This is a genomic window from Flavobacterium sp. 22659, from assembly GCF_052044235.1.
Classification (GTDB): domain Bacteria; phylum Bacteroidota; class Bacteroidia; order Flavobacteriales; family Flavobacteriaceae; genus Flavobacterium; species Flavobacterium johnsoniae.
This window is the reverse complement of record NZ_JBQEMU010000002.1, coordinates 61898-75024: the sequence shown is the minus strand read 5'-3', so window position 1 is coordinate 75024 and position 13127 is coordinate 61898. Positions and strand designations below refer to the sequence as shown.

Annotated in this window: 8 protein-coding genes; all 8 read right to left on the bottom strand. The window is 34.4% G+C overall.

What is annotated here, in order from left to right:
* Positions 1–17: 17 nt before the first annotated feature.
* Complete coding sequence (locus ACTJIW_RS02550; RefSeq protein WP_440715625.1) at positions 18–3587, bottom strand: SusC/RagA family TonB-linked outer membrane protein; 3570 nt, start codon at positions 3585–3587, stop codon at positions 18–20.
* Between the two features lie 163 nt (positions 3588–3750).
* A complete protein-coding gene (locus ACTJIW_RS02545; protein WP_149207005.1) occupies positions 3751–4806 on the bottom strand; it encodes a FecR family protein in 1056 nt (351 codons plus the stop codon).
* A gap of 88 nt (positions 4807–4894) precedes the next feature.
* Entirely contained in the window at positions 4895–5437 is a 543-nt protein-coding gene (locus ACTJIW_RS02540) for an RNA polymerase sigma factor (protein ID WP_012025923.1), read from the bottom strand.
* Positions 5438–5739: 302 nt separating this feature from the next.
* A complete protein-coding gene (locus tag ACTJIW_RS02535; RefSeq protein ID WP_440715624.1) occupies positions 5740–6432 on the bottom strand; it encodes a hypothetical protein in 693 nt (230 codons plus the stop codon).
* A gap of 4 nt (positions 6433–6436) precedes the next feature.
* On the bottom strand, positions 6437–7420 hold the full coding sequence (locus ACTJIW_RS02530; RefSeq protein WP_440715623.1) for a hypothetical protein: 984 nt from the start codon (positions 7418–7420) through the stop codon (positions 6437–6439).
* Between the two features lie 188 nt (positions 7421–7608).
* Positions 7609–9570, bottom strand: a complete 1962-nt coding sequence (locus ACTJIW_RS02525) for an OmpA family protein (RefSeq protein WP_440715622.1) — start codon at positions 9568–9570, stop codon at positions 7609–7611.
* A gap of 2 nt (positions 9571–9572) precedes the next feature.
* Positions 9573–10484, bottom strand: coding sequence for a PorP/SprF family type IX secretion system membrane protein (locus ACTJIW_RS02520; protein WP_440715621.1), 912 nt, complete (start codon positions 10482–10484; stop codon positions 9573–9575).
* Between the two features lie 61 nt (positions 10485–10545).
* Positions 10546–13127: Ig-like domain-containing protein (locus ACTJIW_RS02515; RefSeq protein ID WP_440718434.1), on the bottom strand; the 2582-nt coding region annotated here is incomplete at its 5' end.

Below are 13127 nucleotides of genomic sequence, written 5' to 3'. Positions count from 1 at the left end.
AAATCTGTTTTTTAAAATTAAAAACTACAATTAAACTGTAAAGTATAATTACGCTGCGGCGGCAATGTATTATAGTTATTATTTGATAAGTACTGCGGATCGATGCCTAAATCATTCTTAACCCACAATAATCCTAAATTTCTCGCTGCCAAATTGAAACTCAATGACTTTATAAAAGTTTTTTCTAACCATTGGCCTGGCACATTATAGCTTAATGAAACCTGCTGCAATCTTACGTTATCTGCCGGCAGTACGTTGATGTCTGCATTTTGGTAACGATTCAAACTGTTGTAACTAATGTTAGCTAAACCAGGAACATTTGTAGTTGCTTCGTCTCCGGCTTGTCTCCATCGGTCTGCAATAAGTTCATCTTTGGCAACAGCACCATATTGTACTCCTGCATAAGAAGGATAATTCTGTAATACTGTGTTTCTAAATACGTGACCTGCATAATAGGTAATCTGCACGCCAAGTCTGAAATTTTTATATGAGAAGTCGTTCATAAAACCTCCAAAATATGGAGCAAACGTAGTTCCCATATATTTTAAATCATCTTTATCCATTGTTGCAATTCCCTGATTTGAGTTCACAACTGTACCATCTTTTTTATAAACCGTAGACTGACCATTTGCATCTAATCCTGCCCAATTGTAAGCATACAGATATCCAATAGGTTTACCTAACGTAGTTACACCAGATAAGTATTGATTTGTAGTTGTGGCTGTAAAACGAGAATCTGTAACTTCGTTTGTATTGTATGAAATATTAAAACTGCTGTTCCATTTAAAAGCGGTATTTATAATAGTTCCGGCAATATTTAAATCTACTCCGTGTCCTTCAAGTGTTCCGGTATTGTAGTTTAAATAGCCCCAGCCTGTTGTTGGATTAAAAGGCAGATTGGTTAAAATATCTTTTGATTTTTTATAGTACAAATCGGCACTTCCGCGTAAGCGATTATTAAAAACAGCATAATCTAAACCAAAGTTTAAGGTTGATGTTGTTTCCCATTTAATCTGAGGATTTTCCGGAACAGATATATAAGCTGTTGGCAATTGTGTATTGTAATCAACTGAACCTACACCAATAACTGCACTCTGGCTTCCGAAACCGCCTCCTGGCGCACTTCCTGCTTTTCCATAAGTAATTCTAAATGCTAAGTCGTTTAACCAGCTTACATCTTTAAGGAAAAATTCTTTATTAACATCCCATTTTGTACCAACAGACCATAATGGAAGCGCTCTGTTTTTTCTTGAAGCTCCTAATAAGTTATAATCGTCAAAACGAATACTTGAAGATAAATGGTATCTGTTTTTAAAATCATAAGAACCTAGTCCATAATATGATAAATAACGGTCTCTGTATTTGCTGATGCTGTTATCTGAAGTTCCAATGATATTCTGCCATCCATAAATTGTAGTATAATAAACGGTTGGGTTTACTGACTGGCCAGAATTGGTATCCAGATTGTATCCGTAAAATCTCTGGCTTGAACCTTCTCTGCGTTCTTCTCTAATTTCTGAACCGGCTAAAAAGTGCAGGCTGTTATTGTCATTGAAATTTTTATTGATATTCATCTGAATACGCATGCTTTGCGAATCATTTCCTGATGTGGTATTGTATAAATATGAACCCACCGGAATACCGTACACTAATTTTCCTGCTGTATTTACAGATGTGGCTTCGTTAATCATGTTTCTTGCATAATAACTGTCGAGTTCACTTAACGATTTGATTTTGTTTGCAATTGAAGTATACATTCCAGATGCTTCAAAATTTAACCAGTTGGTAACAGTTGCGGTTAAACTGGCATTTAATCGAATGTTGGCGCCTTTTGTTACTACATTAGAGTAGTTTAATTCATCTAAATAATTGTAAGACCAAGGCAGATATCCTTTTGCTTCAAATCCTTTTGCGACTTCTGGTCTGAAAATAATATAACGATCAAGACCATTTCCGTTTTCGTCTGCAATCATATCATACGGACGAAGTGCAAAACTGGATACATTTGATAATGCTTCGTTTGCAGTATTATTAACCTGATAGTTTGTAGAAACGTAATTAAATCCTGTGTTTAATTTTAAAAAGCTTTTTAGCTGAAAAGAGTTATTAAGCGTGATATTATAAGACTGAGATTCGTTTCCTCTCATTGCTGCCTGATCTTTATTATAGCCTAAAGACAAATAATAAGTGCTTTTCTCGTTTCCGCCGCTTACCGATAAATCGTATTGTGTTGTAATTGAATTTCTTAACAAATATTTATTGATTTGCCCCAGATTGTCATTTTGAGATAATTGGTTTAATAACTGATCTCTTTCGGTAAGTGAAATTTCGCCTCTTTTTTGTCTGAACATGATTTCCTGAGCAGCACTAGGATTTTTAGCCTGCCAGTTGCTGATATCGTCTGAAACAAATCCGCCTGCAACTAAATCTTTTTCGTAATCAACATATTGAGCTGTATTCATTACGCGCAGTTTTCCTAAATCCATTTTTTCACCAATTGTAGTCGTGGTGGTAAAACTGATTGTTGGTTCTGCTTTTTTACCTTTTTTAGTAGTTACTACAATTACTCCGTTAGCGGCGCGTGAACCCCAGATCGAACTTGCAGCGGCATCTTTTAAAACGGTAATACTTTCTATATCATCCGGATTAAGATAACTTAAAATAGAAGAACCCGAAACGCCTCTTTTACTAAAATAAAAATCATTTATAGGCTGCGGAAAACCATCAATAACTACAAGAGGCGATCCTACTCCACTATAGCTGTTTGTTCCTCTAATAGTGATTGAACCTGTTCTTGGATCTACATTTACACCTGCCATTTTTCCTTCAAGTCTTGACTGAATGTCTACTGTTGGAACTTCGGCCAGTTCTTTGGCTCCAATAACTTCAAAAGCTCCGGTTACTCTTTCTTTTGGAATATCAGTATATCCGTTTGAAGCTACTACTGCCACACCTGTAAGTTCCATAACATCTGGTGTCAGGATAACGTTGATTACTCTTTTGTTATTAATCCCTACCGTTTTTGATTTATATCCTAAATAATCAAAACGTAATGAATCTGAAGCTGTTGCTCTTATTCTAAATTCGCCTTTTTCGCGTGTTATGTCCCAATTGCTTTTATTACTAACGAGAATTACGTTAACGCCAATTAAAGGATTTCCGCTTTTATCGGTTACTGTACCGGTAATATCATATTCCTGCTGTTGAACGGGCTGTATTTTTTTACTTTTTTTAATTACAATTTGTTTGTCAATAATAGTATAGGTTAATCCTGTGTTTGACAAGGCTGTATCTAAAATTTCCGTAACGGTGGCGTATTGGTTTAAACTTACTTTTTTTGCAGAAGACAATAGATCGTCGTTATAAAAAAACACGTAATCGCTTTTCTGCTGAATGGTTGTAAAAAGAGTTTGCAAAGAAGCTCCCTGAACCTTTACTGAGATTTCATTTTGTGCTTTGGCACTATTAGCGTAGATACTGGTTAATCCTAAATACAGAACTAAAATGAATACTCTCATAATTAAAATAAAAGTAAGGTTGATGATTTTTTTAGGCAATAGCAGGCCTATATCATGATTTTTATTCATAATTTTGTTTTAGTTATTTGAATAATTGCAGACGCAATTAAAATTTCACATAAGCCAAGAGATGTTCCCGCATCTTTTGGTTTTTTTTTGGTCTGGTTAGATTACTTTATTTTTAAATTTTGTTTTTATATCATAGGCATTCTTAATTTTTAGTCATTCATACTTAGTTAATAGTTATTTTTCTAGTTTCTGCATCGTAAACGAATTCGAATCCTGTAGTGGCTTCTAATGTTTTTACCACTTTATCTAAATCATCATTAAGTTTAAAAGCTCCTGAATATGTTTCTCCGGAACTCACTTTTTTGTTCATTACAAAATCAACATTGTAATAGCGCGTTAATTTGTCTAAAACCAACGGGAGTTTTTCCTGAGAGAATTCGTAATATCCTTTTCTCCATGAAAACAAAGGCTCGACATTTTGTGCAGTGGTTTTTATTGTTTCTCGTTTTTTATCTAAAGAAGCAATTGTTCCCGGTTTTAAAATTGTCTGAAGCGTATCTGAACTAAAAAGACCTTTTTTAGCATAAGAAACCTGTACTTTTCCTCTTAAAAGTGCTGTCGAAACTTTAGCATCTTTTGCATAACAGCTTACATTAAACAAGGTTCCTAATACACGCACGCTGTAATTATTCGCTGCTTTTACATAAAAAGGTTTTGAAGCATTATGTGCTACATCAAAAATTCCTTCTCCTTCTAAAAACACTTCTCTTGATGAACCGTCGAAAGTGGTAGGATAAATTAGTTTTGATCCTGAATTGAGCCAAACCTGAGTTCCGTCGGCAAGGCTGAGCTGTGCTCTTTTTCCATACGGTACTAAAACGGTATTGTATTGCGGTTCAAGAGAATTTTTCTGTTTAATCTGTTTGTTGTTAACGCTGATTTTATTTCCTGAGGCATCATAAGCTATTGTTGTGCTGTCGCTTACATTAACAGCTTCTTTATCTGATAAAACCAGCTGCACCTGATTGCTTTTTTCAAAAGAAGAACCGCTTGTTTTATTGCTGTTGGCAAACTGTTCAATTGGGCTTATTTCTTTTTGTTCCTGTTTTAATACAATGGTTATTCCTAATCCTAAGCAAAGTACAGCTGCAGCACTCCAAGAAATTGTGCGAAGCCTTTTTCTTCTGGCACGTTGTTTCTCTAATGCAATGCTTTCGGCAATTCTTGCTTTTAGATCAATTTTATTTTTCTCTGGTAAAATTTTGAAATTTGGGTACAAAATATTTTTCTTTTAGAATCTCTATATTGCTATAAGAACTAAAAGGCAAAAACATAGACAAAAAAAATAATGTTTTTTTAAAGTTTTTTTAAAGCTTAGCTCGTAATTCCTTTAAAGACCTATAAATCAATGTTCTGCATGATTCTAAGCTAATTTCTAAAGTAGAAGAAATTTCCTCATAAGAGAGGTCTTCGCTAAAACGAAGATGAAGTGCATTACGCTGTTTTGGGGTAAGGGAAGATAAAGCCAGAGCTAAACTGGCATTTTTATTTAAAGTAGTTTCACTAAAGATAAGTTCATCTTCGGCGGAATCGGTTTTATAAGAACCTTCAGAAACAATATCGAGGTGTACGATTTTGGTCTGCGATTTTAATTTCTTAAAAATATCATTTCGAAGTGATGTGAAAAGATAGGATTTTACCACAACATCAGAGGCAATGGTATTGCGGTAACGGTGAAGGTCTACAAAAATATCATGTATGGCATCCTGCACTAAGGTTTCGTCATTAGTGTACTGCATTCCAAACGTAAAAAGCACATTTATATACCGATCATATAATTCATGATAAGCGTGAACATCTCCTTTTTTTATTTGACTCCATAAATCAATATCTCTCTTTTCACCCTTCATTGAAGATTCTTCCGCTTTATGACTTGTTTTATATACAAATCTAAAGAATTTCAAAAATTTTCAATTAATTTTTCATAATTATTTCAAACAATGTAAAAAATTATCAAAACTCAAAAAAAGGATTACAGTTTTCATTTTTTTGATAATTATTGTTCAGAATAATTTTCTTTTATTTATTGGAATAACAACAAAACTTACAAATTTTTTTACTGAAATTTTCCTTGCTTTTTTTATCGTATAATCTTTATACTACAAAGAAAATTTCATAAACGTCATTCGTATTAATTTTGGATAAAAAAACATTAATCCTGTGTAAAAGTTTTTAATGTTCCGTCGTCGTTAAACTGTATTGAATATCTTTCACGGCTTCCGTTTATGGTCGATGGATACCATCTCATTTTATTGTCCCATATTGAAATGTAAATGCTTGTTGCCGGACTTGCTCCTTCAACTTCTTCTGCTTTTTTATTGTAGAGTTCAAATACTTTGGCAGCATTTGTAAAACTGATTGTATTAAGGGGCACTAATCTTTTTTGAATATCGTCGCGAACTGATAATTGAACTGGTTTAGGATCTGACCAGACACCATTTCTATATTCGTATGTATCAATATATTTTTTATTCTCCGGATGCTGGAGCATAATATTTATTCTTCCGTCATTGTAAAAATACAAGGTCGAATAAACAAAGATTTCTTTTCCTGAATATTGAGGCAGTTTTTTTAAAGCTTGTTCGGCTTTGTTTAATTCGTTTTTGTCTTTTAATAAAACTGTAGTTTTGTTTTCTAACTGTTTTAAAGCTGCGTTGTGTTTGTCTAAAGCTTCGTTTATCATTTTCTGGACATCGATTTCCTTAGCTTCGGTTTTCATGTCAGAATTTGTTTCTTTACTTACCAGTGAATCGCTGGGGCTGAATGTTTCGTTTATGCTTTTAGAGATTTGTTCGCATCCTAAAAAAAGAGGAAAACAAATTATAATGATGATTGATTTTCTCATTCTATTACATTTTTTTTAAATCGTCTGCAAGGGCAATCTGATTTGGATTTTCTGCTAAATAAAAAATTTCTACTTGTTCTTTTTTGGTGATATCCAGTTCTAGAAGTCCTACTATTTTTTTAAGGCTCTTTCGATGAACATGATGTTTGTTGTCTGTATATTCGAGCTCAAAACGCATCATGGGCTGTTCGTTTATATAAGTCCCCGTTTGACTTACATTAATTAATTTTGCCCAGGTTTTTATTCCTTTAAATTTAATTAAAACAGAATCACCGTTTGCGGCTGTGAGTTTGTTGAGGATAAATCTCAATAAATATCTATAGAAAATCAGGACTAAAGGACATATAATTAAAGGATGCCCAAAACTCATAAATCTCCAGCCCATTCCGTGGCTTTCGTCCTGATAGGAATAAAAATAATAACCGCCAACCAGAGCCAGAACCAAAAGCCAGACCAAAACTCTTAAAGCTAAACCTATAGGATTTATTGCTCCTTCTGAATTTGCAATAACAAAAACCGGAAGCTTTTTGGGTTCTCGGTTTAATATCAGGTTTAGTTTTTTTCCTACTTCGAAACGTCGTTCGTGCGGTTTTGTATCGCTGATTTCTGTTCTATGAGTAATCTCGGTATCGGCTAAATTTTTAAACAGTAATTCGAGTTCATACGTATTGTATTTGGCATTATTTCCGGATATTTTAACTGCTTTTAGAATTTTGGCTTCACGAATTACACCGTTTCTTTTAATGTTTTCCAGATTTTGTTTGGTTATAAAATTCGACAATATCCATTTTTGGAAAAAACCGATTATAACAATCAGCCAAAGAATTAGTGATACAGCAGCAAGGCTTAATGCCAGCCACGGATCTTTGTCTTTTAATGTTGTGATATCGAATTCGCTGTTTACAGCATAATATATAATCATTGGAAATGGAATTGCAAAGAAGAGCATATAGAGCATCCAAAATCCGGACAAAAGATATTTTTTCATTCCTTAGTATTTGGGGTTATATTGTAAAAACGTTTTTATACCTGCCTGAGTATGATTGTAAGATTTTTTTCGATACTCATCTAATCAAATTTACATAAAATATGATTCATTTCTGTATTAAATAAAAAAACCGACAGTATAAACTGCCGGTTTTTAATTAAAACTAAAAATTTAAAAAATGAACTTTGTTATATAGAAATAATCATAAATTCGCTTCTTCTGTTTTTTAAATGTTCTTCTTCAGAACATTTAACGCCGTCTTTACATCTGTTTAGCAATTGGCTTTCTCCATATCCTTTTCCTCTCAAACGTTTGGCATCGATTCCTTTGCTTACCAGCCAGGCCATAATAGATTTTGCTCTTTTATCTGATAAAACCAAATTTGATTTTGCCGATGATCTGCTGTCTGTATGCGAACGTATATCGATTCTCATTTTTGGATATTCCTGCATTACTGCTAAAATCTTTCCTAATTCAACTGCAGCTGCATCTGTAATATTCCATTTTCCAAGATCAAAATAAATCATCGAGATGTTTAGGGTTTTACCTAAATCTGTTCCAATTTTGATGGCTTTTATTTCCGGAATTTCGATAGCTGCGATTTTTTCTTTTTCTAAAGTAAAATCTAACTTGTTATCGATACTAGTTGTAACCGCAAAACTGCTTTCTTTTGCCGGATATTGTTTTCTTTCAACTCTAACAAAATATTTCTTGTTACAGTTTACTTTAAAAGAATACGATCCGTCTTGTGCTGTGGTTACTTCTTCAATCTGCTGATGGTTTTCATCAAACAAAATAACTTTTGCTCCTTCTATTTTTTCGCTGGCTCTGCTGTCGAAAATAGTTCCGGTTAAAGTTCTTTCGCAAACCAGTTTTTTGGTTTCTGTAAATTTGTAAATATCATCGTTGCCAACACCGCCTTTTTTATTTGAAGAAAAATATCCTTTGCGTGTCTGACTGTCTATGATAAAAGCGAAATCATCAAATTTTGTGTTTATTGGTTCACCAATATTCTGTACCTGATCAAATGTTCCGTTTTCTAAAATTTTAGAAACTACGATATCAAGTCCGCCAAGTCCCGGACGTCCGTCGGTTGCAAAATACAATTCGTTGTCTCCAGAAATAAAAGGGAAAGTTTCTCTTCCTTCGGTATTAATTGAAGGACCTAAATTTTGCGGTTTCCCGAATGTTCCGTCAGCATTAATAGTAACGCTGTACAAATCTGACTGTCCAAGAGTTCCCGGCATATCTGAAGCGAAATATAATTTCTTTTCGTCTAAACTTAAAGCTGGATGTGCTGTACTGTAACGATCGTTGTTAAAAGGAAGTTCGGTTATATTTGACCAATTTCCGTCTACAAGAGTGGCTTTATATAACTTTAGTAAAGTGATGTTTTTATCATTTTTACCGCGTTTTCCGTCTAAATAGTTGTTTCGGGTAAAATACATTGTTTTACCATCTTTTGTAAATACCGGAGTCGATTCATTGAACTTAGAATTAATTTCTTTGTTTAAAAGAACCGGATTGTAAACATTTCCATCAGCATTTATAGGGGCAATGTATAAATTGGTAAAAGATTTATTGGTCCATTTAAAAGTTTTTCCTTCTGTTTTACCAATTTTTCTGGCTGAACTGAAAACTAAATTGTTGTTATAAAAAGCGCTTCCAAAATCTGAACTTTCTGAGTTTACATTTGCACTCGAAATATCAAATCGGCCAGAATTTAATTTAATCTGCTCTAAGTAATTTTTGTTGTTTTCGAACAAAATTCCACGGCTGTCTGTATTTGTTTTTTTATTGAAGGCGTCCAGCATTTTATCTGCTTTTGCATAATCTCCAATTGATTTTAGAGATTGTGAATAACGGTATAAATATTCTGGTTCCTGCTGTGCATTTAAGGCAAAAAGCTTATCGTACCAAGCGGCGGCTTTTGGCAGTTCGGCATTAAAATAATAAGCGTTTCCTAATCTCTGGAACATTTTTTCATCTTCATAACCTTTGGCTGCAAGCTTTTCGTAAATGGCAATGGCATCCGCGTAAGCGAAATCATTGTATTCTTTTTCGGCTTTAGCCAAAACTGCTTTTTGTGCTATTGCGTTAAAGAAAAAGAAGGATAAAAAAAGTGTATATACTATTTTTTTCATTTTCATAATTAGAAAAATCTTGGTGATGTAATTCGATTATAACCTTTCATAAATTCAAAACGCAGGAAGATTTCATGCGAACCGGAATTGTAATTGTTTAACTTGGTTGTTTCGCGGTCGTAAGCATAACCAATGTACATGCTTTTGTTGATTTGAAATCCTGCCAATGCACTTAAAGCGGCGCTCCAACGGTATGAAACTCCCACAACAAATTTGTCGTTGAACATAAAGTTTGCTGAGGCATCTAACTGAAGCGGTGAACCTTCGACCATTTTTCCTAAAATTGCCGGTTTGAATTTGATGGTTTCGTAACGATCTAAATTGAATACGTAACCTGCAATTAAATAGTAATTGATTTGTTCTTTAAAAATGGCCATATCGTTATCATCATAACGATTGGTCTGGATGAAGTTTGGTACAGATAAACCAATATATCCTTTATCTGAATGCCAGTAAACCCCTGCTCCTACGTTTGGTGAAAACTTATTTTTAAAGTCAGAAAACTGCGGGTCTCCCTGGTGTTCCGGCGTTAACTTGTTTGGATCAAGGTTGAAAATATTTGCAGATCCTTTGATACCAAATGAAAGTTTTGCTGTTGCAGATGTTTGAATAGAATAAGAGAAATCTACCGAAAAATTGTTCTCGGTTGTTGGTCCGATTTTATCATTTACCAATGAAAATCCTAATCCTACATTACTGCTGTTTATAGGTGTATTTAATGATAAAGTACTTGTTTCGGGCGCTCCGTCAAGTCCAACCCATTGTGTACGGTACAATCCAAAAATACTCATAACTCCTCTTGAACCAGCGTAAGCAGGATTTATGTTTATGGTATTATGCATATATTGTGTATACTGAGCATCCTGCTGTGCAAATCCTAAGGCAGAACAAAACAATAAAACTAAAGCTATTTTTTTCATTTACTTATTTTTAAGATAATGGCTTAACCTAATGGCTAAGCCATTTTATTGATTTGGACTATTATTTAGTTAGATATAAATATCCTGCCTCCTGTTTAGGATTAGAATTGTTATCCTTATATCTTACTATGTAATAATAAGTTCCTTCTGGTAGTCCGTTTGATTCTTTAACAGTAGTTCTTCCTTCTGAGAAACCTTTAAATACAATATCATTATTGTTGTAATGATCTCTTTCGAATACGAGAACTCCCCAGCGGTTAAAAATTTGAACCGTATTATCCGGGTAACATTCGATTCCTCTGATGTAAAATCTCTCGTTCATATTATCTCCGTTTAAAGAAATAGCATTAAAGATTTTAATTTTACAGCCGTTTACATCAATTTCTGTTGGAGCATCTCCGTTTTCATTTGCAGCATCAGACTTGTCTTCTACTTTTATACCGCTTTGAGTAGTTCCAGTTACTGTTGCCTGATTTACTACTGTTCCCGCGTTAATATCTGCCTGAGTCAGAGTGTAAGTTCCTGTGAAAGTATGTGAATCACTTTCGCCTACTCCTAAACTTATTGGTCCTCCTGTGATTACAACTCCCGGCAATAAATCCGAAATTGTAATATTATGAAGCGGAACATTACCATTGTTTGTAATTGTAAATGTGTAGGTTAATGTTTCTCCAGCCTCTGCATTATCATTTTTGTTATGATCGTTTAATTCTACTTTCATAACTACTGTAATCGATGGCACTTCGACAAAAATCTTAACTATTGCATCTGCACAATTTTCAGGATTTGCTTTTTCACAAATTTGATAAGTCAGAGTATGGCTTCCTCCTTTAGTTCCCGGAGCTACATCAATAGTTCCGTCGCTGTTTAAGGTAATTCCTGTTGGGAAATCACGAGGTGTTAAAATAACATCTGCAGAATTTACCGGAACACCGTTTAATTTATCATTGTCTAAAACATTGATTACTTCCGGCGAACCATTAAGTCCGTCAGCAATTATGTTATCATCGTCGTTTTCTGCTTCAATACCAAAATGAGGTCTTGCATTACATCCAGAAACTGCTGCAGGATAATTCACTGTTATAGATTCTGTCGGGTTTAATGAAAACTGCATAGTAACTGCTGGTCTTGTTAATTGGAAACCGTCATTACCTTCAATCCATTGTCCGTTTACTAATATCCATCCCGGCCAGTCAATTGGTTTGTTATTACTGTCAAGAACTGCTCCCGGCCATAAAACATTGCCGCTTAAAGGCATATTGGTTTGAGTCGCTACAACATTATTAGCACTGTCAATCCAGGTAATAGTTACTAAACCTTTTGGCGTAAAATTATCAGCCTTTACATTATATTGAACATAAGGCGCATTGTCTGAACAATAACTGCTTGCTGTTACTGTCATTTTCGGAGCTTCAACCGTTACTGTAACTGATGCTGAAGTACAGTTAGAAGAATTTGCTTTCTCGCAGATTTCATAAGTTAAAGTATAGTTTCCTGGAGGAGCATTTGGAATTAACTCAACTGTTCCATCTGGTTTTAATGTTAATACATTATTTGGATCTGGAACTAAAACATCTAACTTAACATCTGTTAGTAATAATGGATCATTGTTTAGTGTATCGTTATCTAAAACATTTACTACTTCAACTGTTTCATTAATACCTACTACAGTACCTACAGGATCCGGAGTGGCAACTAATACCGTTTTATCTACCGGAATTGTAATTGTTGCCGGAGTGGCATCTACTGCTCCATTATTGTCTGTTGCTGTAAATGTAAAAGTATCATTTCCTGAAAATGCTCCGCTTGGATCATACGTTAACATTGCTGCTTGTGCAGGAGTTAAAGTTTGATTTGCCGTAACTGGTACGCCAGATAAAGCTAATACTCCATAAGATGGTAAAGTAACTACGATATAGTTTACAATTGTTCCGTCTGTATCTGTCGCATTCAGCGCTTTAATTGTTGTTGCTCCTGCTCTTGAAGGAATATGTGAATTTGTATCGTCATGTGCAACTGGTGCATTATTACCAACTGGAATTGTTATTGTTGCAGGTGTTACTGCAGATAATCCTAAATTGTCTGTTGCGATAAATGTAAACGTAACGTTTCCTGTAAATGTTCCGCTTGGCGTGTACGTTATCATTGCAGCTTCTGCAGGTGTCAATATCTGACTTACCACAATTGGATTTCCTGCTAAACTTAAAGCTCCATTTGCTGGTAAGCTTAAAATTGTATAATTAGCAATTGTTCCGTCTACATCTGTTGCTGTTAAAGCATTGATTGTTGTTGGTCCTGCTGTTGAAGCAATTACATTGTTTGTATCGCTGTTTGCGACTGGAGCATCGTTAACCGGATTAACCGTTATTTTAACCGTTACGGTGTTACTGTCAAGGTTTCCGTCATTAGCTTTATAAGTAAAACTATCTGTTGTGGTTTCACTTCCGTCATGAACGTAAGTAAAAGATCCATCTGCATTTAAAGTTAAAGTTCCATGAGATGGTCCTGTAACTAAAATCGCTGTTAAGGCATCACCTTCTACATCCGTGTCGTTTGATAAAACACCTTTAGCTGCAGGAACATTTAAAGTTGCTCCTTCATCTACTGTATATTCATCTTTTACAGCAACCGGTGCATCGTTTA